This is a genomic window from Rouxiella sp. Mn2063 (genome assembly GCF_049319665.1).
GTDB lineage: Bacteria > Pseudomonadota > Gammaproteobacteria > Enterobacterales > Enterobacteriaceae > JBMOUD01.
The window spans coordinates 45,621-69,360 of record NZ_JBMOUD010000010.1; the positions used below are offsets into that span (position 1 = coordinate 45,621).

General features: G+C 49.4%; 18 protein-coding genes and 3 pseudogenes. 15 read left to right on the plus strand and 6 right to left on the minus strand.

Annotated features, from left to right (window positions below; all coding sequences use genetic code 11):
- The first annotated feature begins 4 nt into the window (after positions 1–4).
- The 4 genes from ACL9RG_RS15210 to ACL9RG_RS15225 all read left to right on the plus strand — a co-directional run bounded on the left by ACL9RG_RS15210 (position 5) and on the right by ACL9RG_RS15225 (position 3,861).
- Positions 5–631, plus strand: a complete 627-nt coding sequence (locus ACL9RG_RS15210) for a YfgM family protein (RefSeq protein WP_422793467.1) — start codon at positions 5–7, stop codon at positions 629–631.
- 11 nt (positions 632–642) lie between these two features.
- Complete coding sequence (gene bamB / locus ACL9RG_RS15215; protein ID WP_422793468.1) at positions 643–1,824, plus strand: outer membrane protein assembly factor BamB; 1,182 nt, start codon at positions 643–645, stop codon at positions 1,822–1,824.
- Between the two features lie 229 nt (positions 1,825–2,053).
- Entirely contained in the window at positions 2,054–3,544 is a 1,491-nt protein-coding gene (der, locus tag ACL9RG_RS15220) for a ribosome biogenesis GTPase Der (protein ID WP_422793469.1), read from the plus strand.
- 95 nt (positions 3,545–3,639) lie between these two features.
- Positions 3,640–3,861: a zinc ribbon domain-containing protein gene (locus tag ACL9RG_RS15225; RefSeq protein WP_422793470.1), complete on the plus strand. Its 222-nt coding sequence runs from the start codon at positions 3,640–3,642 to the stop codon at positions 3,859–3,861.
- 15 nt (positions 3,862–3,876) lie between these two features.
- Here the strand turns inward: ACL9RG_RS15225 and xseA are convergent, their stop codons facing one another.
- Positions 3,877–5,274, minus strand: coding sequence for an exodeoxyribonuclease VII large subunit (gene xseA / locus ACL9RG_RS15230; RefSeq protein ID WP_422793471.1), 1,398 nt, complete (start codon positions 5,272–5,274; stop codon positions 3,877–3,879).
- Positions 5,275–5,452: 178 nt separating this feature from the next.
- Between xseA and guaB the strand changes: the two genes are divergently transcribed.
- From guaB to ACL9RG_RS15245, 3 genes and pseudogenes are all read left to right on the plus strand, one after another.
- On the plus strand, positions 5,453–6,919 hold the full coding sequence (gene guaB / locus ACL9RG_RS15235) for an IMP dehydrogenase (RefSeq protein WP_422793472.1): 1,467 nt from the start codon (positions 5,453–5,455) through the stop codon (positions 6,917–6,919).
- Between the two features lie 142 nt (positions 6,920–7,061).
- Complete coding sequence (gene guaA / locus ACL9RG_RS15240; protein WP_422793473.1) at positions 7,062–8,639, plus strand: glutamine-hydrolyzing GMP synthase; 1,578 nt, start codon at positions 7,062–7,064, stop codon at positions 8,637–8,639.
- Between the two features lie 307 nt (positions 8,640–8,946).
- Positions 8,947–9,504: pseudogene (locus ACL9RG_RS15245) on the plus strand (tyrosine-type recombinase/integrase); the annotation flags it as partial.
- Between the two features lie 48 nt (positions 9,505–9,552).
- Here the strand turns inward: ACL9RG_RS15245 and ACL9RG_RS15250 are convergent.
- Positions 9,553–10,703 (minus strand): annotated as a pseudogene (locus ACL9RG_RS15250) (IS3 family transposase).
- Between the two features lie 540 nt (positions 10,704–11,243).
- On the opposite strand from ACL9RG_RS15250, the gene ACL9RG_RS15255 reads away from it, so the two are divergent.
- The 4 genes from ACL9RG_RS15255 (at position 11,244) to ACL9RG_RS15270 (ending at position 17,403) form a co-directional block, all read left to right on the plus strand.
- The gene (locus ACL9RG_RS15255; RefSeq protein ID WP_422793474.1) at positions 11,244–12,233 is read left to right on the plus strand and encodes a hypothetical protein; all 990 of its coding nucleotides are present in this window, start codon (positions 11,244–11,246) and stop codon (positions 12,231–12,233) included.
- The gene (locus ACL9RG_RS15260) at positions 12,230–13,336 is read left to right on the plus strand and encodes a hypothetical protein (protein ID WP_422793475.1); all 1,107 of its coding nucleotides are present in this window, start codon (positions 12,230–12,232) and stop codon (positions 13,334–13,336) included. Before ACL9RG_RS15255 ends, ACL9RG_RS15260 begins: the two co-directional genes overlap by 4 nt.
- 996 nt (positions 13,337–14,332) lie before the next feature.
- Positions 14,333–16,681 (plus strand): AAA family ATPase, encoded by a 2,349-nt coding sequence (locus ACL9RG_RS15265; RefSeq protein ID WP_422793476.1) that lies wholly within the window; start codon positions 14,333–14,335, stop codon positions 16,679–16,681.
- Positions 16,678–17,403 carry a hypothetical protein gene (locus ACL9RG_RS15270; RefSeq protein ID WP_422793477.1) on the plus strand — a complete coding sequence of 242 codons (726 nt, stop codon included), beginning with the start codon at positions 16,678–16,680 and terminating at the stop codon, positions 17,401–17,403. The genes ACL9RG_RS15265 and ACL9RG_RS15270 overlap by 4 nt, the downstream gene beginning before the upstream one ends.
- A 424-nt stretch (positions 17,404–17,827) precedes the next feature.
- Here ACL9RG_RS15270 and ACL9RG_RS15275 read toward each other — a convergent pair.
- A pseudogene (locus tag ACL9RG_RS15275) lies at positions 17,828–17,950 on the minus strand (DNA methyltransferase); the annotation flags it as partial.
- A gap of 242 nt (positions 17,951–18,192) precedes the next feature.
- Here ACL9RG_RS15275 and ACL9RG_RS15280 point away from each other — a divergent pair.
- Together ACL9RG_RS15280 and ACL9RG_RS15285 are read left to right on the plus strand one after the other, a co-directional pair.
- On the plus strand, positions 18,193–18,492 hold the full coding sequence (locus ACL9RG_RS15280) for a type II toxin-antitoxin system RelB/DinJ family antitoxin (protein ID WP_422793478.1): 300 nt from the start codon (positions 18,193–18,195) through the stop codon (positions 18,490–18,492).
- Positions 18,479–18,766, plus strand: coding sequence for a type II toxin-antitoxin system RelE/ParE family toxin (locus tag ACL9RG_RS15285; RefSeq protein WP_422793479.1), 288 nt, complete (start codon positions 18,479–18,481; stop codon positions 18,764–18,766). The genes ACL9RG_RS15280 and ACL9RG_RS15285 overlap by 14 nt, the downstream gene beginning before the upstream one ends.
- Before the next feature lie 20 nt (positions 18,767–18,786).
- On the opposite strand, the gene ACL9RG_RS15290 is transcribed toward ACL9RG_RS15285, so the two are convergent.
- Positions 18,787–18,996, minus strand: coding sequence for a DUF4260 family protein (locus tag ACL9RG_RS15290; RefSeq protein ID WP_422793480.1), 210 nt, complete (start codon positions 18,994–18,996; stop codon positions 18,787–18,789).
- 79 nt (positions 18,997–19,075) lie between these two features.
- Entirely contained in the window at positions 19,076–19,936 is an 861-nt protein-coding gene (locus ACL9RG_RS15295; protein WP_422793481.1) for a LysR family transcriptional regulator, read from the minus strand.
- Positions 19,937–20,029: 93 nt separating this feature from the next.
- On the opposite strand from ACL9RG_RS15295, the gene ACL9RG_RS15300 reads away from it, so the two are divergent.
- Both ACL9RG_RS15300 and ACL9RG_RS15305 read left to right on the plus strand, forming a co-directional pair.
- A complete protein-coding gene (locus ACL9RG_RS15300; protein ID WP_422793482.1) occupies positions 20,030–20,887 on the plus strand; it encodes a DMT family transporter in 858 nt (285 codons plus the stop codon).
- A 135-nt stretch (positions 20,888–21,022) separates the two neighbouring features.
- Positions 21,023–23,005 carry a tetratricopeptide repeat protein gene (locus ACL9RG_RS15305; RefSeq protein ID WP_422793483.1) on the plus strand — a complete coding sequence of 661 codons (1,983 nt, stop codon included), beginning with the start codon at positions 21,023–21,025 and terminating at the stop codon, positions 23,003–23,005.
- A gap of 115 nt (positions 23,006–23,120) precedes the next feature.
- Here the strand turns inward: ACL9RG_RS15305 and ACL9RG_RS15310 are convergent, their stop codons facing one another.
- Entirely contained in the window at positions 23,121–23,738 is a 618-nt protein-coding gene (locus ACL9RG_RS15310) for a LysE family transporter (protein ID WP_422793484.1), read from the minus strand.
- Between the last annotated feature and the right edge of the window lie 2 nt (positions 23,739–23,740).

A 23,740-nucleotide genomic window follows, 5' to 3' on the forward strand; every position in this document is an offset into this window, starting at 1 on the left:
CCACGTGGAAGTCTATACCACTGAAAATGAACAGGTTGATGTACTCCGCCGCTTCTTTGCTGAAAACGGTAAAGCGTTAGCCGTTGGTGTTGTGCTGGGTATTATTGCCTTAGGTGGCTGGCGTTATTGGCAGAGCCATCAGGACAAAGCTATGGCTGAAGCTTCAGCGTCATTCCAGCAGGCGACCAATGCGATGGCTGCCGGTGATGGCAAAACGCAAAATATCAGCGAGCTGGAAAAGTTTGCCCAAAGTAATAACAACAACTATGGCGTTTTTGCGGCCCTGCAATTGGCCGATCATTTTATTGATGCCAAAGATTTTGCCAACGCGGATAAGCAACTGACGCAAGCGCTGAGCCAGACTAAGGACGAAAACCTACTGTCACTGGTTAATTTCCGTTTAGCACGCGTGCAAATTCAGGAAAACCAGCTCGACCAGGCTCTGAAAACGTTAGACAACGTAAAAGGCTCTGGCTGGACTGCAATGCAACAAAGCGTGCGTGGTGACGCGCTGCTAGCTAAAGGCGATACTAAAGGCGCCTCGGATGCTTACAGCAAAGGTCTCGCTGCCAACCCTGATCAAACGCTGCAATCTTTGTTGCGTATGAAATTGAATAACTTATCCAGCTAAGGGGACTCCCGATGCAATTGCGCAAAACACTCTTGGTAGGATGGGTTTCAGTTGCCCTGCTGAGTGGTTGTTCTTTATTTAATAGCGAAGAAGACGTTGTTAAAATGTCTCCGCTGCCTAAGGTTGAAAACCAGTTCACACCAACCAAAGTGTGGAGCACTTCTGTCGGCGATGGCGTGGGTGATTACTACTCTCACTTACATCCGGCTTGGCAAGATGGCACCATCTTCGCTGCTGACCGCTTCGGTGTAGTGAAAGCATTAGATGCCAGCAATGGTAAAACGAAGTGGGAAGTTAACCTCTCTACTAATCCAGGTTTCTTCTCTAGCCGTATTTCTGCCGCACTGTCCGGTGGTATTGCGGTATCTGGTACTCATGCTTATATCGGCAGTGAGAAAGCCATTGTTTATGCGCTCAATACTGAAGACGGTAAAATTGCCTGGCAGACTAACGTTGGCGGTGAAGCCATCTCTCGTCCTGTCATCAGCGATGGCTTGGTGCTGATACATACCGGTAATGGCCTGCTGCAAGCGCTGAGCGAGACTGACGGTAGCATTCAGTGGTCTGCTAACCTGGATATGCCAAACTTGTCACTGCGCGGTGAGTCAGCGCCTGCTACTGCATTTGGTGCCGCCATTGTTGGTGGCGACAACGGCCGCGTTAGCGCTGTGATGATGAAAGAAGGCCAGGTTATCTGGCAACAACGTATTTCTCAGCCAAGCGGCGCGACTGAAATCGACCGTCTGAGCGATGTTGATACTACCCCTGTTATTGTTAACGGCGTGGTGTATGCCATCGCTTATAACGGTAATCTGGTGGCGATGGACTTGCGTTCTGGTCAAATTATGTGGAAACGTGATATTGGCTCAGTCAGCAACATCATCGTTGATGCTGACCACATTTATGTGGTTGACCAAGACGACCGCGTGATTGCGCTTAATACTGACGGTGGCGTAAGCCTGTGGCGTCAAAGCGAATTGCTGCACCGTAATCTGACCGCGCCAGTGCTATATAATGGCTATCTGGTTGTCGGTGATGCGGAAGGTTATCTGCACTGGATTAATACTGACGACGGCCGTTTCGTTGCCCAGCAAAAAGTGGACAGTTCAGGTTTCCTGAGCGCACCTGTTGTGGCAAGCGATAAGCTGGTTGTGCAGGCGAAAGGCGGTGAGGTTTACTCCTTTACTCGTTGAGTTAAGGCTCTATCGCCCGGCCAATAGATGGCCTTAAAACGGCTCCTGAATTGCTCAGGGGCCGTTTCGTATTATAAAAATAGCGATTTTTAATGCACTTAATATCGCTGTAATGAATTGATTATAATAAATTTTATTGTAGTTCTATACCCAGGCGGTTTCGCGATGCGGATAACATCCATGTATCTCGCAGGACGCAGGGGATAGCTTTAAAACAAGAGGCTTCAAAATGATACCTGTCGTCGCGCTAGTTGGGCGCCCGAATGTGGGTAAATCCACCTTATTTAACCGTTTGACCAAGACGCGTGATGCGTTAGTGGCGGATTTCCCGGGGCTAACGCGTGACCGCAAGTATGGTCGTGCCGAAATTGAAGGCAACGAATTCATTATCGTTGATACCGGTGGTATTGATGGTACCGAAGACGGCGTAGAAACCCGCATGGCCGGACAGTCGCTGTTGGCTATCGAAGAGGCGGATATCGTCCTGTTCATGGTCGATGCTCGCGCCGGCGTGATGCCTGCCGATCAGGGCATTGCTCAGCACTTGCGTAGCCGCGAAAAAGCCACCTTCCTGGTCGCTAACAAAACCGATGGTTTAGACGCCGATTCTGCTACCGCTGATTTTTATTCGTTAGGGTTAGGTGATGTTTACCCTATCGCGGCTTCTCACGGCCGTGGCGTGACGCAACTGATTGAACATGTGCTGATTCCTTTCGTTGGTGAGAAGCCAGAAGAAGTCGAACTGAGCGAAGAAGAAGCCAACGCCGCCTATTGGGCAGAGCAGGAAGGCGCGGCAGATGACGATGCGATTCCTGACGATGTGGAAGAGGATTTCGACCCGTCTACTTTGCCAATCAAACTGGCAATCGTTGGTCGTCCAAACGTAGGTAAGTCAACGCTAACTAACCGTATTCTTGGCGAAGATCGTGTGGTGGTTTACGACATGCCAGGTACCACGCGTGACAGTATTTATATCCCGATGGTGCGTGACGAGCGTGAATACGTGCTGATCGACACCGCGGGCGTGCGTAAGCGCGGTAAGATCACTGAAACCGTTGAGAAATTCTCGGTAATCAAAACCTTGCAAGCGATTGAAGATGCTAACGTGGTGATGTTAGTTATCGATGCGCGTGAAGGTATCTCCGATCAAGACTTGTCACTGTTGGGCTTTATTCTCAATAGTGGTCGCTCACTGGTGATCGTGGTCAACAAATGGGATGGCATGACCCAGGAAGCACGTGACCAGGTGAAAGACATGCTGGACCTGCGTCTGGGCTTCATTGATTTCGCTCGCATCCACTTTATCTCTGCTTTACACGGCAGCGGTGTAGGTAACCTGTTTGAATCGGTTAACGAAGCCTATACCTGTGCGACTAAGCGTGTAGGTACCGCGTTGCTGACCCGTATCATGCAAATGGCTGCTGATGACCATCAGCCACCATTGGTGAACGGTCGTCGCGTGAAACTGAAATATGCGCATGCCGGAGGATATAACCCGCCAATCGTGGTGATCCATGGTAATCAGGTGAAAGACTTGTCTGATTCCTATAAACGCTACCTGATGAACTATTTCCGCCGTTCGCTGGAAATCATGGGTACGCCAATCCGTATCCAGTTCAAAGAGGGCGCTAACCCGTTTGAAGGCAAGCGTAACACCTTGACGCCAAACCAGATGCGTAAGCGTAAGCGCTTAATGTCGCACCTGAAAAAGAGCAAATAAGGCTCGGCAGCGTTAATCGTTAATCTCGCGAGGTGCATGAAAATGCGCCTCGTTTTATATCTGCTATTAATAAATTGAATTGTTCGGGGGAAATAATGGAAGCCCTTTGCCCGCAGTGCCACAAAGCCATGGACTATCAAGCTGAGCACTATCACTGTCAGCCTTGCAATAGCGATTACCAACAGCAGGCACAATGTCCTCAATGTCAGCAGCCGCTGCAAATTCTCAAAGCCTGTGGTGCGGTGGATTATTTTTGCCAGCACGGACATGGGCTGATTTCTAAAAAATCAGTACAGTTTAGCTATCAGCCAGTATGAGTTAATTGAGAGAGATCACGCGTTATTACGCGGTTTTTTGACGCTTTTCTTGGCGCTTGCCGTTTCTTTATCGACAACAATTGCCGTTACCTGGCTTTCAACCCAGCCATCGGCTAAACGCGTCTTAAGCTGTTCACCAGCGGCAACCTGCGTGGTTTTTTTCAATAATGTGCCGGTTGGCGTGGTGGTCACGCTGTAACCTCGCGCCAGCGTTGCCAGTGGACTGACCGCCTCCAACTGCGTGCAAGCGGTGCCAAAACGTTGGCGGCTGGCAGAGAGCTGCTGAGATAACGCTTGCTGTAAGCGATATTGCAGCTGTTGTACCCGTTGTTGCGCACGGTGAATGCGCGGCTGAGGCTGTTGCTGGTTCAGACGCTGCTGCGCTCTATCTACCCGGCGTAAACTGATTCTGAGCTGATTTTGCATTGCTTCATCGAGTTTGCGGCGCAGTTTGAAGAGCGCCGTTTGCTGACGAGCCAACCGCAAATGCGGATGTTGCTGTTGCAGACGATGATGTAAACGGGTGAAGCGCTGGGTGAGTTGCGCAAGATAATAATCCATCGCCATTTCCAGACGCTGCTGTTGGGATTGGATCTGGCGCAACAACTCCAACTGATTGCGACTAATCAACTCTGCGGCGGCCGATGGCGTAGGTGCTCGCAAATCGGCAACAAAATCGGCAATAGTGACATCGGTTTCATGGCCGACGGCGCTGACAATTGGAATGCGACTGGCAAAGATAGCCCGCGCAACCCGCTCGTCGTTAAAGCTCCATAAATCTTCCAGCGAACCGCCGCCACGCCCGACGATTAACACATCGACTTCCTGACGACTATTCGCCAGTTCAATGGCGCGGACGATTTGCAGCGGCGCATCGACACCTTGTACTGCCGTCGGATAGATAATCACAGGTAAAGACGGGTCACGCCGTTTTAATACATTCAACACATCGTGCAGCGCCGCGCCGGTGGCGGAGGTAATCACCCCAACGGATTTGGCCGGCGAGGGCAGCGGCTGTTTATGCGCGGCGTCAAATAATCCCTCTGTCGCTAACAGCTGTTTAAGCTGCTCAAACTTCTGCTGCAATAACCCATCACCGGCTTCCTGCATGCTTTCAGCTATCAGCTGATAGTCGCCGCGTGGCTCATATAAAGTAATCGTCGCGCGTACTAATACTTGCTGGCCATTTTGCGGGCGAAAGGTAGTGCGGCGATTGGTATTGCGGAACATAGCGCAACGAACCTGCGCACGATCGTCTTTTAAGGTGAAATACCAGTGACCGGAAGAGGGCTGCGAGAAGTTTGAGATCTCACCTGAAAGCCAGACCTGGCCCATTTCGTTCTCCAGCAACTGTCGAACCGTCTGATTAAGGCGGCTTACGGTAAAAATAGGAGGCGAAGAAGGTAGCGGCATGTGATCCAGATCAAATTCAATAACAGAGACTTAATTGGTCGATACTACATGCGCAACAGAGCATTTCAAGAGTTTTTTGCGTAATTCGCAAATAATGCTAGAGCAAAAGGCCCCAGACCTGTATACTCCGTCTGCAATATTTTATCCTTTCCGCATCCACCTTGGTGAGATATTGCCCATGCTACGTATCAAAAAAGAAGCACTAACGTTCGACGACGTTCTCCTTGTTCCAGCTCACTCTACAGTCTTGCCTAACACGGCAGATCTTGGCACGCAACTGACTGCTAAAATCCGTTTAAATATCCCAATGCTTTCTGCTGCGATGGATACCGTCACTGAAGCAAATCTGGCTATTGCCTTGGCGCAGGAAGGCGGTATTGGTTTCATCCACAAAAACATGTCTATTGAGCGTCAGGCTGAAGAAGTTCGCCGCGTTAAGAAGCATGAAAGCGGTGTTGTTGCCGATCCTATCACCGTGACACCAGCCACCACGCTGCGTCAGGTAAAAGAAATCACTGAACGTAACGGCTTTGCCGGTTACCCAGTTGTTACTGAAGAGAACGAACTGGTCGGTATCATTACCGGTCGTGACGTGCGCTTCGTGACCGACTTAGAACAACCAGTAACAGCGGTAATGACGCCGAAAGATCGTCTGGTTACCGTTAAAGAAGGCGAAGCTCGCGAAGTTGTCTTGCAGAAAATGCACGAAAAACGCGTTGAGAAAGCCCTGGTTGTTGATGCTCAGTTCCACCTGCTGGGTATGATCACCGTTAAAGACTTCCAAAAAGCAGAACGTAAACCTAACGCCTGTAAAGACGAACACGGCAGCCTGCGCGTAGGCGCTGCGGTTGGCGCGGGCGCTGGCAACGAAGAGCGTATCGACGCGTTGGTTGCTGCGGGCGTTGACGTATTGCTTATCGACTCCTCACACGGCCACTCTGAAGGCGTTCTGCAACGTATTCGCGCTACCCGTGAAAAATACCCAGACCTGCAAATCATTGGCGGTAACGTCGCAACCGGTTCCGGTGCCTTGGCATTGGTCGAAGCGGGCGTGAGCGCAGTGAAAGTGGGTATCGGCCCTGGCTCAATCTGTACCACGCGTATCGTGACCGGCGTGGGTGTACCACAAATCACTGCGGTATCTGACGCGGTTGAAGCGCTGGAAGGTACAGGTATTCCGGTTATCGCTGACGGCGGCATTCGTTTCTCTGGCGACATCGCGAAAGCGATTGCGGCAGGCGCAAGCTGCGTAATGGTTGGTTCTATGCTGGCTGGTACCGAAGAATCACCGGGTGAGATCGAACTCTACCAAGGTCGTTCTTTCAAATCTTACCGCGGCATGGGTTCTCTGGGCGCGATGTCCAAAGGTTCTTCTGACCGTTATTTCCAAGGCGACAACGCGGCGGACAAACTGGTGCCAGAAGGTATCGAAGGGCGCGTGGCTTACAAAGGCCGCCTGAAAGAGATCGTACATCAACAAATGGGTGGCCTGCGTTCATGTATGGGGCTGACCGGTTGTGCTACTATCGACGACCTGCGCACCAAGGCTGAATTTGTTCGTATCAGCGGCGCGGGTATTCAGGAAAGTCACGTGCATGATGTGACGATTACTAAAGAGTCGCCGAACTACCGTATGGGCTCTTAATAAAACAGGATCAGCTACGCATTAGCGATACTGCATTGTCTCGCTTTAGCTAGCTCCTTGATTGAGCCATTTGTAACCCGGTTCGCCGGGTTACTAAGTTATTTTTTAACACTTTTTATCGCTTTCTGGAAAATCGCCCCTCATGAGTGAAAATATTCATAAGCACCGCATTCTGATCCTCGACTTTGGTTCCCAATATACTCAGCTGGTTGCCCGCCGCGTGCGTGAACTGGGTGTGTATTGTGAACTTTGGGCCTGGGACGTGACCGAAGCTCAAATCCGTGAATTCAACCCGAACGGCATCATCTTGTCCGGCGGCCCGGAAAGCACCACCGAATCCGATAGCCCACGCGCACCGGATTACGTCTTCGAAGCTGGCGTGCCAGTATTTGGCGTGTGCTACGGCATGCAAACCATGGCAATGCAGTTGGGTGGCCACGTTGAAAGCTCTAACGAACGCGAATTCGGTTACGCGCAGGTAGAAGTGCAGACCGACAGCGCCCTGATTCGCGGCATCGAAGATGCACTCAGCGCCGACAACAAACCACTGCTCGACGTGTGGATGAGCCACGGCGACAAAGTGACTGCCATCCCGTCTGATTTCGTGACCGTTGCCAGCACTGAAAGCTGCCCGTTTGCCATTATGGCCAACGAAGAAAAACGCTTCTATGGCGTACAGTTCCACCCAGAAGTGACTCACACACGCCAAGGTCTGGAACTGCTTAAGCGTTTCGTTATCGACATCTGCCAATGTGAAGCGCTGTGGACCCCAGCTAAGATCATCGAAGATGCGGTTGAACGCCTACGCGTGCAGATTGGCGATGATCACGTGATCCTCGGCCTGTCCGGCGGCGTTGACTCTTCTGTTACCGCACTGCTGTTGCACCGCGCCATTGGCAATCGTTTAACTTGCGTCTTTGTTGATAACGGCCTGCTGCGTCTTAACGAAGCGGATCAGGTTCTGGATATGTTCGGCGATCGTTTCGGTCTGAACATCGTTCACGTAGCGGCAGAAGATCGCTTCCTGACCGCGCTGGCTGGCGAGAACGATCCAGAAGCTAAACGTAAAATCATCGGTCGCGTATTTGTTGAAGTCTTCGACGAAGAAGCGTGCAAGCAAGAGCAGGTTAAATGGCTGGCACAAGGCACCATCTATCCTGACGTGATCGAATCTGCCGCATCAGCGACCGGTAAAGCGCATGTGATCAAATCACACCACAACGTGGGCGGCTTGCCGAAAGAGATGAAACTGGGTCTGGTTGAGCCGCTCAAAGAGCTGTTCAAAGACGAAGTACGCAAAATCGGTCTGGAACTCGGCCTGCCATACGACATGCTGTATCGTCACCCGTTCCCAGGCCCAGGTTTGGGCGTGCGCGTACTGGGCGAAGTGAAGAAAGAGTACTGCGACCTGCTGCGTCGCGCCGATGCTATCTTCATCGAAGAGCTGCACAAAGCCGACCTGTACAACAAAGTCAGCCAAGCCTTCACCGTCTTCCTGCCGGTTCGTTCCGTTGGTGTAATGGGCGATGGCCGTAAATACGACTGGGTGGTTTCCCTGCGTGCAGTAGAAACCATCGACTTCATGACCGCGCATTGGGCACACCTGCCGTACGATTTCCTCGGCCGCGTCTCCAACCGCATCATCAACGAAGTCAACGGCATCTCCCGCGTTGTTTACGACATCTCTGGTAAGCCACCGGCGACCATTGAGTGGGAGTGATTTCCTAACCGGAAACGTCTGGCACTAACAGGCACTGAATCATACTTAAGTCCGCGTAATTGCGGACTTTTTTTGTTTATAGTCTCGTCATTTTTGGCAATGTCTGGCAACGCCAAGTACGGTTTGACCGTGGCATTTTGATGGGTATGATTCATGGGCAATGCCATGGATTACGCCCGATACCATGCTGAGTGTTTTAAATGGGACATGGTATGAGGATTTTATATCTATATGTTTTATAGAGATTAATCTCTAGTTATTTAGAGGTTTTTCAGCATGGTATCAATGAAGACTAATAGGTCAATGCATGCTTACAGATACCAAGTTACGAAATCTCAAGCCCAAAGAAAAACTTTACAAAGTAAATGACCGTGATGGCCTCTATGTCGCCGGCACCACCGCAGGTTCGATCTCTTTTCGCTATAACTACGCGATCAATGGTAGGCAAGAAACTATTACCTTTGGTCGCTACGGAGTTGGAGGAATCACGTTAGCAGAAGCGCGTGAAAGGCTTAATGAAGCAAAGCACATGGTTACTGATGGAAAGTCTCCTGCCAAAGAGAAAGCACGTGCTAAGGCGAGAACTAAAGATGCTGAAACCTTTGGTGCCTGGGCTTTGAAATGGCTACGTGGCTATCAGATGGCCGACTCTACTAGGGATATGCGTCGCTCAGTCTATGCCCGAGAGTTAGAGGGAAAATTTGGCAATCAGAAGCTCGCCGAGATTACTCATGAAGACCTGCGAGCACTCACTGATAAAATAGTGGGGAGAGGAGCTCCAGCAACGGCTGTGCATACACGTGATATCGTACTCTTGGTATATCGATGGGCGATTGAAAGAGGCCAGAAAGTAGATAATCCAGCTGGCTAGGTTAGGCCAGCTTGATCTTACCCACGTAATGTGGACACAACCCTAAGCGAGATTCTGGTTTTCAAATTGTTCCGGGCTGAGACCGCCGCACGCACTGTGCCGACGCCATCGATTGTAATCACACTCGATATAATTAAACACCGTCGTTCGCATTATTTCCCGGCTGGCAAAGCGTTCTCCGTGGATACATTCCACTTTCAGCGAGTGGAAGAAGCTTTCCACACAGGCATTGTCATAACAGCAGCCTTTGGCGCTCATGCTCCCGCGCAGGTTATGGCGTTTCAGTAAGCGCTGATAATCCTCTGAACAGTACTAACTACCACGGTCCGTGTGAACAATGACATTTTTCGGACGCTTACGCCGCCACAGCGCCATTTGCAGCGCATCGCAGGCAAGCTGTGCTGTCATACGCGGCGACATCGACCAGCCAATTACGGCACGCGACCACAGGTCAATCACCACCGCCAGATACAGCCAGCCCTCATCTGTACGCAAGTAGATGATGTCTCCGGCCCACTTCTGGTTCGGGACACTGGCGTAAAAATCCTGTTTCAGCAGGTTCTCTGACACGAGCAAGCCGTGTTCACGGTAACTGACCGGACTGAACTTGCGAGTCGCTTTCGCCCGCAGTCCCTGACGGCGAAGACTGGCGGCAATGGTTTTGATGTTGTATTCCGGCAGTTCGTCAGCAAGACGAGGCGCACCATAACGCTGCTTTGCCTCTGTGAATGCCTTACGGACAGCTTCATCGCAGACAAACCGAAATTGCAGACGCGGTCTTGGTCGATGACGACGCAAACGCCAGGCATACCAGCCGCTGCGTGCAACCCGTAGTACCCGGCACATGGCTTTGACACTGAACTCTGCCTGGTGTTTTTCGATGAAGACATACTTCATTTCAGGCGCTTGGCGAAGTATGTCGCGGCCTTTTGGAGAATGGCCAGTTCTTCGTCCCGTTCAGCCAGTTGCCGCTTAAGTCGGGCAATTTCCACAGACATTTCCTGCTCACGTTCGGAAGATGAATGAGCATTCTTTAGCTTGCTGCGCCAGGTATAAAGCTGTGATTCATAGAGGCTGAGTTCGCGAGCAGCGGCAGCCACACCAATGCGTTCGGCAAGCTTCAGGGCTTCGTTGCGAAATTCAGGCGTATGTTGCTTACGGGGCTTTTTGCTGGTTGATGTTGGTTTTGTCATGAGTCACCTCTTACTTGAGAGTTTACTCACTTAGTCGTGTGTCCACTATTCGCGGGTAGGATCAAACAGAGGTAATGCCAGAGTTTGCTGCGCGGATAAGTTTTAAGTTGCGGATATTCTGGCCGAGATTGTTAGTGATGGTAATTCGTATGAAGAGGATATAACTAGAGGCAGCTATCAGCTGCTCTGACCACGAGAGAGGCATACCCTACTACTTGATCGTTTTATGAGCACAGTGTTTCCCATGGTTTAAAATTGATATTTGTCATAACTTTCTATTCTGTATGGATTTTTATGTTTTGATGTTAGAGTGAGAGTGTTCTTGCGTACGGCAACAGCCTAAATGTGAAAGTTTTAAATTCTCTCTGATTCCGCGTAATTGCGGGTTGTATTTATCTGGCAATATCGAGGATAGGGAAGCAAGGGCAACAAGCCAGGAACGCCGCTTCCTTCTGGTTTGGATCCAGTATGATGGCTACTTGCCATGCACAGTCTGCTATGCCTTCCCTTCAGATTTTCGACTAAATCAAAGGAACACACATGCATAATGAGGTCTTGTCCGCTGCCCAGCTTAAGGAGTTGGTAAAACGAGTAGTGGTTGCCCAAGGCAACACTTTCATTAAAGACCTATTGCGATCTACCGGGAGCCGAATCGGCAGTACAAAGCAGGAGTTCGCTCAGAACCTGGATGATGCGATCGACGAAGGACGTTTGACTCAAACTGGACTTGAAAGGTGGTTGGCTGAGGTCGAGGGGTGGGGTGACCAGTACGTATATGTGATGTCAGCACCGGCGACCGATTTTGTAGAACTGATGAGTGGCTTTGCACGAAGCCGCGTTGCGCATCTTCAGGATGCAGCGGCCAGCGCTGAATTTCCTGATGAACTGCAGCTAAAGCAGATTGCGGTCAATGAAAATGGCTTGTCGATGGTTTGGCACCAAGGTAAAGAAGGTTGGAATCGTTGGCCGCTAAAGGATTTTGAGGAGGAAGAGGGGGTTGAGCGATATCGATACGAGGCTAGGAGGCAGCGCCTCGACCGCAGTGTTATTCGGTTTGAGTGGCAGTTTAGTAACGAGTATTGCCTAGTCCTGATCCACCGTAATCCAGACATTGAGCACAACGACGTTTTTCAGGCTGTAGAAGAGATGCTTGAGCAATTCGGATGTGGCGGCCTACCTCTGCAACTGGTGCCGCTTACACAAGCCATCCGGACATCAGCGCAAAGAGTCAATGGCGTGCAGTCGACCCGGTTTGAGTTGGATAGTGGTTACGTGGAGCTGGCCTCTACCCTACCGGGGATGGGTATTGAAGGAGTTACACCTGTACGAATGGCGCTACAGGCGGTGAACACTGATCAGTTCGACAGGGCACAGGGAATCCTCAATTTCGTTGCTCATGAGCACGGTACAAGTCGAGATATCTCAATCGAGGTTTTCGGTACTGAAGCGAAATTGCGGATTTGGGCACAGTGTAAGCGCGATGATGTCTTGATCATTCTCCAGCAAATATGGGGATACAACGCGACGTGACTATTGATGATGCTTCAACACAGGAGCGATGGGGCGATGCCTTAAACCGGAAGGTGGAGCTTGGTGAGGGTCTTGAGTTTTCGGCTGCCCAGCTTGCTCGCCAGTTGAACGAGCCCGACATCGCTAACCTGACAGCATTTCTCACCAAACTTGTGGCATCGGGTTCCGCGACCGAGTTCACGGCTTACACCTGTCCAATGAGCGGTTGCCGTAAAACACTTCCTAGTGGGGTCGATCCGGGTGCATGCCCATTCTGCAAGGTGACCTTCATCGAAGAGGGTGTTACACCTACATCGGAACATTTTTTTCGCATGACCGGAGAGAATAGTCGAGACATTCGGTGGATGGTGGTGATTCATGGGATGAACAGTCGTGCTCCATGGCAAGAGGCGTTCAGTTGGGAGATAGCAAACCTTCTTAAATACTCCGCGCCAGTGCTGATCTACAAATACGGTTGGGCAACGTATGAAGTCTTGTTCCCGGGTATGCATAGACGGATGGCGAAGAGTTTGGGGAGGCGTATTCGTATTGCCACTGAACGGGCTAGGGCCGCGAATCTGCCAGATTGCCCGGACGTGATTGCACACAGTTTCGGTACTCGCTTGTTCTCGTTAGTCTTAGAGGATCCTGAATTCGCTGATCTCAGATTTGGACGAGTAATTACTGCTGGTAGCATCATTCGACCTGATTTTGATTGGAAATGTCATTTTCGAGATGGAAGAGTTGAGGCAGTTTTGAATCATGTAGCTGCAAAGGATGGTGCTGTTCCCTTTGCTGTTTGGGCTATTCCCGGAACGGGCCCTAGTGGAAAAGTCGGGTACATGTCTCAGCAGGTTTTGAATGTTCGTAACCTGCAATACGGGCATTCGAGCTTTTTTGACGATCAGTATTTGCCTGCACTTATTGGCGAAAACGGCCTGTGGCGCAGCTTCTTCACGCGGCCACTGAAGCCATTGAGGAATGATGGTGTGTTCGTGCAAAAGGATGCCTGGCAACCACCGACGACGTGGCGGATTATCACTGCTCGTGTAGGAGGAGGTATTACAATCACTTCGCTAGTGTTGGCGTCTCTATGGTTATTGAAGCTGATTTTGTGCTGGTAGGGAAATCCGCCTCGACTTTGGATTATTAGGCGGCCCGTGACCTCCAATACGTCCGACTATGACCTTAAGCGACTTGTATTTTATTCCTATGAGCTCACTCTATCGGTAAAGCAAGCTCGATTTGATACGAGATTCGTCGATATCTTTCATGACGTGCATTAAGCGATCCGATGGTGTTGAAAACATACACGTTGAACTCACAATCATTGGCGGATCTTAGAGATAGGGGCAGCTAGAGGCCAGAAACTAGAGGCTAATCCGACATTCTTGAATATTTTTTTGTGCATGGCACTTTTCATGGTTATTTAATTTATTTACTCATCAATATTCTGTTTGATATAAAATCAATTGATTGGCTTATAATCGAGTGGGAGTGAGGTTTTTATCAATGTTCTGCTTTGATTAAATATAGTGATGCATTTAATAATGCATTTTCATTGTTAATGGGATTTTATTTGTTATTTAAAAGGCTTCACCGGGCGAAAGTGGTTTAATACCATAATGAAAAGCCTGATCTACATGATAGAGGGCTAAATCCAGAGATTTTAGGCTTGGGCTTATATGTGTTTTACCAGGATTCCCACTCATGGTTATGCCATCACCTTAATTCAAACTGGTGCTTTAAAGATATTAGTCCGCCATCGTAATTTAGAATTTTGTCAGCCTCGCCAATGCATTGTAATGTTTTTTATATTCCATAAGGCTAGGTCGGCGTGTTATCTGGTAAAGCTGCATATAGTAGCGTTAGCAACCGTTTAGGATACCAGTATATAATGTTGTCTGCGGGTTTGCCAATTGATGATAATACCTCAATGACTCTTTATTTCGGTTGCAGCCAGTTACAGCAAGATGCTAGCTTAGAAAATACCTATGAGTAGCAGAAGTTGTAACTTAAATCGGGGTCATGTTATCCGCAGGATTATGTAAAACGAATGGTTGTAGCCTCCAGAGACATAAATTTCAATAATTTTAGATAACAGGGGTTTGTACTACAATATGGAAAATATAGACGAACGCGACATCGACGCAGCTCGTTTTGAAAAGCATATTTTGACAATGGGGCGTAATATATCAAATCAAGCGCCAGCAACGGTGCTCAAGTTAGCTGTATTCTTGTTATTCACTGAATTGAACGAAAATTTTTTACCGCTTCCCTGGTCACTGGACGATACAAAGACTACTGATGGTTTGATAACCGCCAGGCTTCGTGCTATTGAGTGGTTGGAACTTAGCGATGACGATGGAACAACGCTAGAATGGAGGCGTTTGCCTCAACACGGGCTGGATGAACTATTTCACTTTATTGTATACAGTAGCGGCAGTCGCGAGGTTTCTCTGAAGCGATTGGATTATCTTGTCAAAAGCTTGAGTGTTCTCCGTCACTCTAATAATTGGGCCCAGAAGGTTGAAAACTTCGTCTCTCATTTTACACACGACTGGCCAATCCAAGGCCACGTAGTCGTTGACTTGAACACTATGACAACTGGTGAACTCGGGATTAAACTGAGCGATTTTAGGGCAGTTAGAGAATACGCATTGCCTGATGTTCTCAGGCCCCATCTCTTCGAGGTCTGTCTTCGCCTTCGTGCCTATGAGGTTAGATATCATTTCGTTCCAGAAAAGGGGGCTGACTATGCTTGGGACTATGTTGGCACAACTTTTAAAATTGCCTGGCCAACTCGCAATCGCAAAAGAAGAAATCCATATGAAAATTTCCTACCCTCTAATTCAGATGGTCTTGATTTTGCTCAATGGTTTCTTGGCAGTAATTATGCTCAGCGTGTGACGATCGTAGTCCTTCCCTCTGCTGATTTACGAGGCAGAGGTTGGCGTACCGAAATTCGACATAATCTATTACGGGGTAGGCATGTGATAGGTGTATTGGAGCTACCTGCTCGGGTTTCTGGTTCTGCACGGCTTTCCATGTTAATTATGGCAACCGGGCAATCAAGCTTAGACGAACCAGTTTTGCTGATGGACGGTCGTGCTGTAGATGGGCTAAGAGATGAACCCCTCGACCGTTTAGCACGATTTCTAAGCATTCCGTTTATGCGAAAAATGATGAATGATGGAAAATCCCGACAAAACCATGACTACTTTTTGGGAGAGGGGCTATCAAATCGCGCTAGGAAGATGTTCAGGTCAGATTCAGGTGAGATACCAGGATTTTTTCGTTACGTGATGCCAGAAAAAATTCTGGACGATAAGCATATTGCACTAAATCCTGGTCATTGGATTACCGAACGCCAGTCCATGGTCACAAGCGATCTGCTAGATGGTTCTCCTGTTTATAATCTGTTGGAAGAACGAGAACAAGCATGCTGCATATACGTTATCGGAAACAATGGTGCGGGAAAAAGCATGCTCTTGCGTCAGCTAGCCAGAGCTTATGTTACTTCAGGGCGGCCCGTGCGTACTATTGCTTCTGCAACCAGCGACAGATTTGATACCAAAATGGGTGCAAATTCTGACTACGTCTACTTAGGTTCGCGTACGAGTGAGAGATCTACACAGCCACATAGGCTTGGGCGTAAGTTAGCTGAACTGATGGTTTCTATCCACGCGGATCGCGCTAAAGTTGTAGTGGTGAATAGGGTCTTGGAGCAACTGTCCTTCTCGGGCCAGCATTACCTTCTGCCGGAAGCCGCCACTTCTGATATCCTTGAATCATTGCGAGAACTAGGTAGAGATGATACCCCAGTCAACATGAATGGGTGGAAACTCGGTTTTCGCAAGACCCATGAAAACACGATTGTCCCCTTTGATCACCTTAGTACAGGTGAACAGCAGCTACTGCTTCTGACGGCAAGGCTTGTTGAATACGCGAGGCCCGGCGTTATCTTCTTGGTCGACGAACCTGAGACGAGTTTGCACGTCGCATGGCAGCGAGCACTGCCATCGGTCTTTCAGACCATCAGTCGGGACTTCAATTGCCAGATGGTCATTGCTACGCACTCACCGATTCTAATTTCGACCTCGCATGGAAGCGATACATTCCGATTTATGGCAGATGGCGGTGTGCTAGAAGCAATTGATGAGCAAGCTGCGAACAGTGTCGAGCGAGTCCTTTTTCAAGGGTTCGATACCTACACAGGCAACAACCGAGAAGTTCACGAACGCTGTGCTGAGTTGGTTTCGCGGGCAATCGAGTTTGCCAACACGGAGCGAACTGAAATGTTGCCGATGGTCTTGGATGAATTACGGCAAATGGAGGAGACAGTTGTTAGAGCTGTCCCGGCACTTGGCTCAGATGTACCAGCGCTGCACCTTGAACTCATCCGGAGAGCTACGTTAGCGATAGGGGAATTGACTAGCTCCGATCAGCCTGAGGAGGCCAGATCATGAACCAACTAGTAACGGCTGAGATAGATTTCGGGATGAACGTACTGACCTCAATCGAGGCTCGAGCTTTCTATCGTGCATGGAGAAAAATTGCGTCAAACAGAGCTGGGTCCTGGTCTGCCATTCGTAATGCTACATTTACGGTTGCGAGCAAAAAAAAACGGTCGGGTGTTGATGTCATATCAGCACTTCGTGACCACCTTGTTGCTCTGCAGGCTGAACGCTGCTGTTACTGTCGACGTCTGCTTGCTGGGATAGCCTATGCGCGGCCTATTGAGCACATCCTACCCCAAAACATTTACGGGCATTACACGTTTACTTACCGTAATCTTGCCGTGGCATGCTTCGACTGTAATCACGTAAAAAGTAAAGCCAACTGGTCAAACTGGCCAACAAATCGTAGGGTGTACATTAATGAAAAGAGCTGTAACAGTTTTTTTCATGCCCGTTTCCATGATTATGACTCCCATGTCAGATATCTTCACTTGGAGACGAATGGCGCATCGGTCAGCATTTACGTTGGCTTGACTCCTCAAGGACGACATCTTTGCGTTGAGCTACTGAAAAAGTCCTCGGGAAGAACTCTTGCGGAAAGCGCCAACCCACGATTTTCTGCCGCAATGAGTAAACTTCGTGGCCAAGTTCAGCAGATGAGGGCGGCTACTGACGACACTAAGTTGTTAGACTTTATGGAAGCGTTGGAACTTGCCGCTGACCCGCAGTGAAGGAGTAAACGTCTGGCAGGGGCGACAGTAAGGCAACTTATTTTGGGGGGCATAGTTATCAAGTAAAGACGTTCTATCAAAAGACTATCCCCCACTTGATCCTGCTCTTTGACCTACTATGCGAGATTTCGCCTTCGGCGAAACGGGCCGATAACAAGCTGCAACTTGTCCCATTACGAAGGCCATTTTGCGACTATATACACATTCTCAAAATGGTATTTTTTATGGTATTAAATGGCAGGTGGGGTTTAAGTTATTTTAAAATAATGGTTTTCTTTCCCTATCAATAATCGAGTGGGAATAGTATACGGCCACTTGTTAACGATTTGAGTCGATAGCAAAACCCGCAAGCCCTCTGATAAAACAGGGGGCTTTCTCTTTTCTACGATTGATAACGAATTCTGAAAGCCTCAAATTTTTACCGGTGTTTTTGACGATAACTGGTACCTCGCACGACAATCAGCAGATCCTCACTGTTAGCGAGGGTGTAGTTTCCGCCGTTCATTCGCGTCTGGCAGTTCAGCAGATTGAGGAAGTCGTAAAAATTTACCGGCCCCGTAATCAATGGAATTTGAATACTTTCTATTTCTAAGCCAGAGCAAACGAAAGTCATCAGAAATAAGATACCAGTGAGCAATATTGTACGAGGCGCCTTCCACTTTTGAGTCGTGAAAGTATTGTTGTCATAGCGTTTCTCATAATATGTCAGAGCTATCAGATGTGGAGGGGCTTGACTGTATCTCTATTGAGATACAGTATGAGTAAAAGTCCACAAAAGGAGACATCACGATGGCTGCTCAAACATCCATGCTACACATTCGTATAGACGAAAAACTGAAGGCTGATGCTGCCGAAACGCTCGCTAATGTCGGCTTGTCTTTATCGGATGCAGTGCGGATCTTTCTAACCCGAGTGACCAAGGAGGGAGGATTGCCAATGGGACTGACTATTGACCCGGAAGCTTATGATCAATGGTTTCGCGATAAGGTGCATGAGGCTCTGGCTGACCCGCGCCTATCAGTGACACATCAGCAGGTGATGGATGAGGCGCAAGACTTGATCAACAGGAAGCGTCGTGCCAGAACTTGAATGGTCGCAACTAGCTCGCGCTGATTTACTAGCGATTGTCGATTATATTTCGGATGACAATCCCGATGCTGCGCAACATCTTAAAGACGATATTGAGTCCAAAGTGGCGAAGCTAGCAGAGCATCCGAAGCATTATCGGCAGGGACGCATTAAGGGCACGCGGGAAATGGTCGTCCGAGAAAATTATATCCTTGTGTATATAGAAAACCCTTTTATTGTTCGCATTCTGCGCGTGATGCACGCCGCGCAACAGTGGCAGCCCGTTAACGAGTAAAGATGGTCATTTCTCGAAGATTAGCCCACATCATGCGGTCTACCCGACGATAAATTTTTCACCTCACGACCAATAGCCCCAAGATGGGTTGAGCGAAAATCAGTTGAGTACTTAAGGCTATAACCCAGTGTGCGATCCAGGCCAATATGCGCAATCCAAATAATGTAGTGGCACACTGAATTTATACACCTCAATAATCGGCGTTGTGTCAAGACGGCAAGAAAATGCATCCTGATGCGCTGACTTAGATAAGTGATTCGGGTAGGTGCTTGTAGCCAACAGGAAGGTCATGCCAAGTATGACGGGATGTCACTTCAACGTTTTAAAGGTCGTGATAATTTCCTCAATCAATAACGTGGCGATGATATTCTCTTTCTGTCGTTCACTGCTGACGACGGCGATATCCAGCACGGGCAAGTCGGGTAATGCGTTATGTGGCGACATAATCAGATGGGCGGGGGCGCAACATCGTGTCAGTACCGAGACCGCCAAGCCACTTTCGGCAACGGCTATCTGACCGGCGATATAAGGGCTGTTATACATCACCCGATAGCCACCCGGTAAAGCATCCAGAATGTGGGTAATTTTTTTCCTGGCTTCACTACCAAATTCATACATTGCGACCGGCAAAGGGGCATGCTCTAACCGTATTGCCGCCATCGTTCCCGCCCAGACCAGAGGTTCGCTGGTTAAGAATATCCCTCTGCTCGGGCTATCCCGGGTGATAATGGCGACATCAAGTTCTCCGCTGTCAATTTTAGGGAGCAGCTGTGAAGAGGGTTCGCATAACAGTGATATTTCAACTTGGGGATAGCGTTGGGTAAATGAGCGCAGAATAGACGGCAGGTAATAAGAGGCATAGTCATCCGGGATACCTAAGCTGATTTTTCCGCGTTGCTCATTGCCTGAAACATGATGAATCGCCTGCGCGTGTATTTTCAGAATGCTATCGGCATATTTCATCAGTTCATGACCCGCCGGGGTTAACTGAATACTCTTAGTCTCACGGTTAAATACCGTGGTTCCCAGCACCTCTTCAATATTTTTGATATGCATACTAATAGCCGACTGAGAGCGGCTCAGATGGCGTGATGACGCAGTCATTGAGCCGCTATGGACGACGGAGATAAACGTCCGCAGCCACTGAATTTCTAGATCCTTTTTAGCCATGTTGCCACCTATTCGATAATCGAATGATATCGTGCGTAATTATGCGTTTTTATAAAGCATGCCTCAACGCTAGAATTTTGGCAGGGGGAAAATATGCGTACTATTGGGTTTCAAGCTTCAGTTGGCGTGCATTTGTGCACCATGTTATTTGGGTTATCAGCCGTGCTAGCTAAAGGCCTGTCGCTGCCGGCCGTGGATATTGTCGCCGGGCGGGCGCTATGGGCATCTATCACATTATCAATGGTGCTTTTTATTTTGCGCCGCGCTCAGTGGGCCACACTTTCGTGGCGTGATGGCTTGCACTTAATATGCAACGGCATACTATTGGCCGTGCACTGGATGTGCTTTTTTATTGGTGTTGAACAAGGCGGCGTCGCGGTAGGAACACTGGGATTTGCCTGTTTTCCGGTATTCGTGGCTTTGTTCGGTCGGGCGCTGTTTGGCACGCCGGTGACAGGACGTAATGTGATAGCGATGCTGTTAGTTGCGTTCGGGCTAGCGGTTATCTCTCCCGGCGTACTCTCATCACCCGCAGAGGGTATCGCGCTCGCCTGGGCGCTGGCCGCTGGTTTATCCTATGCGGTGATCGTGCTTTACAATAGCCATGTTAAAACGGCGGCCCTGCCGCTGCAGTCTTCCTGCATTCAATGTATTGCCTGCGCGCTGGTTACTTTACCTTGGGGCTATCCGGCTTTTAGCCGTGCTGCCAGCGAAAGCTTTTGGCACGTGTTACTTATCGGTGTGCTATGTACCGGTCTGGCTTATAGCCTGCTGACTTTTGCATTAAAAAAAGTGGATGCGGGAAGAGCCGCGATCATTATTTCTCTGGAACCGGTGTGGGCTATTCTTTTTGCCGCATTGTGGTTTGGCACGCTGCCGAATATACATACTCTGGCGGGAGGCGGGCTGATTATTGCTGCCGTGATAATTAGCGCAAGGGCACGAAGATAATCGCGGGTTATTTTGATGAGCATAATAGCCGTAGCACTGATAAATCCCGCTCGGTTTTATTTGCGCTAAGATATCTATACCAAAAATATATCCAGCAGAGGCGATTGCCTCTAATAAAGGGCGATAACTCTACCTATGTTTAAACGTCTCCTGTCTGCCCTGAGTGGCAAAAAAAATGATACCAATACCTCCGCCGTTTCTGGTGCAACGAAGACATTAGAAACTTTGCCAAGCAATGAAGAGCTGATTGTCGCTTATGATGCGCATGGTCAAGAGATGCGTATCGCCCGCAGTGATTGGCGTGACAGCATCTTTCTGCCTGCTTTGCAGGAAAAGTGGAACGATGCGGGTGAGCTCTACGATACGATTATATCCGGCTTGAATGATGGTTTTGTTGCTGACCTGATACCCGCGGCTGAACGTTTGGTTGAGATTGACCATATTCCCGAGCGTAGCCACGTTATTCAAGGCATTGTGCTGATGCAAAATGGTCAGCTCGACGCAGCGGAAAACACCTTGCGGATCGGTATAGCTAAGGCTGGTGAGACGGGAAATCTGCTGACTAATCTGGCTAAGGTATTCTCCGCGCGTGGTGAGGAAACGCGTGCCGATGAAATACTTTGGCAATCGATACAGGCTGACCCGAATCAAGATAATGGCTTGCAGTGGTGGGCAATTATCCAGCAGGAACGCGGGGGAGAAGCGAGTTATCTGGCTGCACTGCAAAAGGCAGCGGCGTTGCCCGGCAGTTGGCTAGCGCAGTTATGGTTGGCACGTCATTATCTGGAACATAAAGACATTGAAGCTGCTCGTACTTTATATGTCGAAGTGTTGACTGAAGGGTTGTACGACCAAAATGCATTAATGATGATTTCCGGCGATCTGGGTAACAATGAGCAGATCCCGCTGCTCGTCGAGCTCATTGCACCAATCTACGATGAGCACAAACATGAGCCGATGGCTGGCCTTAACTTGTTGCGTGCTTATCAGGCGCTGGGTAATGCTGAAGAAGGCGAAAAGCTATTAAGTCGCCTGTATGCACTGAACTTCCCGCCAATCAAACAACATCTCGATCAGTTCGCGCAAGCTTTCCAACAGATGAACAGGCAAGCCGCACAGGCGACGCCAATCGATCCTGCTAATGTGAAGTTCAGCACCTTGTCCTTGACTCAACCTATCTGGCATTACGGGCTATGCAAAGCCGATTGGCTTTTTGCGCATAAGCCTAAGGATGCACAACAAGTCGGGTTCTTCGCATTTTCAAAAATGACCGACGGCACAGAACAGGCCGAATCGCAACGTGAAGACGATGTTGGCCGTTTGGCTCGCGCTTTGCCCCTTTACTTTGCGGAAGCCAGTCATTATTGGAGCCACTATGCGGCCAGTGTTTATATTATCGTCGCAGAAGGCATTGGCCCGGTGTTATCCGCGTCTGAGAGCGATGGACAGCCACTGTTCGATATCGTCCCGCCGACGATGACGTATTTTGTTACCGGCGAAATCGGCAGTTCGGGGCAGGGGGAGCAGCTGCAATGGCGAGTATCGCTAAGCTTATGGGACTGCGCTCGTCGTACCAGGCATGCGGTTGAACATGGTGAGTCAAGCGAAGCCGGGTTAGGGGCGTTAGTTCTCGACCTTGAACAACGCCTGCTCACGCATATTGGTCAGCAACGGGAGCAGCCGATAGATGCTTTTTACTTGCGTCCTTCTGTTGAGGCCATGCCGATTTATTTAACCGCCTTGGGACAAGCATTGATGCTTACACTCGCGGCGAATGAACAAATGCCTAAGTCTGCATTGTGGGGCGAGCGGGCCATGCTGGATTGGCCGCTTAATATGGCGTTGCATTGGCCAGGCGTTGAGGTGCCTAAGTTGATGTATATCTCCGAGTTGGGCCAGGCCTGCAACTATCAGTCGGATGTATTGGCTGAGTATCAGCGGCGAAGCTTGGATCTGCTGCGTAAAGCGCAAGAAGAGGACAGCCCGGCCGCCAGTCTGGCTCCGCTGGTATGGAAAATATTTGGCATGAACGATGAATTTAATGCTCATCGCCAGAATGTGCCTGCCGATGCCAGTGCCGCGTATGTAGCATGGCTGGACAGAGTGGCAGAGAAGTAAATATACAGTCTGCTTACTAATAGATCAGTAAAACTTGGCCCGCTCATATAGCGGGCTTTTGGTTCTTTATTTAACTCGTTATTTAATTCTTTATTTGGCGCGAGGCTCCTAACCCTCAGTTAAAAAACGCCAACTTAATCGCAAATATCGCCAGGCATAATCCCGCCGTCTTCTCTAGCAGAAAGATCATCCCAGGCCGCGCGCGCACGCTATCTGCAACCGAGGCGGTCAGTGTGATCATCACTGTACAATAGATGACCGTCAGCACGGCGGCCGTTGCTGCCAGACATGCAAAGGTGATCAATCCTTGGCTGTGAACCGGGTCGATAAACAGCGGCAGAAACATCACATAGAATAGAATCGGTTTTGGGTTGGTCAGGGTAATCACTAACCCTTGCCAAAAGGGCGTTCTTTTTTGCGTGGTTGGCGGTGGGGCGGCGCTCGTCCGTGCTTTCATCAACAATTGCGCGCCCATCCATAGCAGATAAGCAGCACCTAGCCATTTGATGGCCTGAAACAGATGGGGTGACGAATCTAAAAGAGTTGCTACACCTGCAATAGCCAGCCAAAGTAAGGTTTGATCGCCGATGATGATCCCCATCAGGCAGATAAATCCGCTGCGCGCCCCGCCTTTACTGGTACTGGTAATCAGGACCAGATTGCCCGGTCCCGGGATAATTAATAGCAGAATAAATGACAGGACAAAGGTCCCATAGTTAATGATGCCCGGCATGC

Coding starts and splice junctions, on each gene's coding strand:
- der (WP_422793469.1), top strand. CDS start 2,054: ATGATACCTGTCGTCGCGCTAGTTGGGCGCCCGAATGTGGGTAAATCC.
- ACL9RG_RS15270 (WP_422793477.1), top strand. CDS start 16,678: ATGAACCAACTAGTAACGGCTGAGATAGATTTCGGGATGAACGTACTG.
- ACL9RG_RS15290 (WP_422793480.1), bottom strand. CDS start 18,996: ATGCATTTTCTTGCCGTCTTGACACAACGCCGATTATTGAGGTGTATA.
- xseA (WP_422793471.1), bottom strand. CDS start 5,274: ATGCCGCTACCTTCTTCGCCTCCTATTTTTACCGTAAGCCGCCTTAAT.
- guaA (WP_422793473.1), top strand. CDS start 7,062: ATGAGTGAAAATATTCATAAGCACCGCATTCTGATCCTCGACTTTGGT.
- ACL9RG_RS15300 (WP_422793482.1), top strand. CDS start 20,030: ATGCGTACTATTGGGTTTCAAGCTTCAGTTGGCGTGCATTTGTGCACC.
- ACL9RG_RS15255 (WP_422793474.1), top strand. CDS start 11,244: ATGCATAATGAGGTCTTGTCCGCTGCCCAGCTTAAGGAGTTGGTAAAA.
- ACL9RG_RS15265 (WP_422793476.1), top strand. CDS start 14,333: ATGGAAAATATAGACGAACGCGACATCGACGCAGCTCGTTTTGAAAAG.
- ACL9RG_RS15305 (WP_422793483.1), top strand. CDS start 21,023: ATGTTTAAACGTCTCCTGTCTGCCCTGAGTGGCAAAAAAAATGATACC.
- ACL9RG_RS15310 (WP_422793484.1), bottom strand. CDS start 23,738: ATGCCGGGCATCATTAACTATGGGACCTTTGTCCTGTCATTTATTCTG.
- ACL9RG_RS15225 (WP_422793470.1), top strand. CDS start 3,640: ATGGAAGCCCTTTGCCCGCAGTGCCACAAAGCCATGGACTATCAAGCT.
- ACL9RG_RS15295 (WP_422793481.1), bottom strand. CDS start 19,936: ATGGCTAAAAAGGATCTAGAAATTCAGTGGCTGCGGACGTTTATCTCC.
- bamB (WP_422793468.1), top strand. CDS start 643: ATGCAATTGCGCAAAACACTCTTGGTAGGATGGGTTTCAGTTGCCCTG.
- ACL9RG_RS15280 (WP_422793478.1), top strand. CDS start 18,193: ATGGCTGCTCAAACATCCATGCTACACATTCGTATAGACGAAAAACTG.
- guaB (WP_422793472.1), top strand. CDS start 5,453: ATGCTACGTATCAAAAAAGAAGCACTAACGTTCGACGACGTTCTCCTT.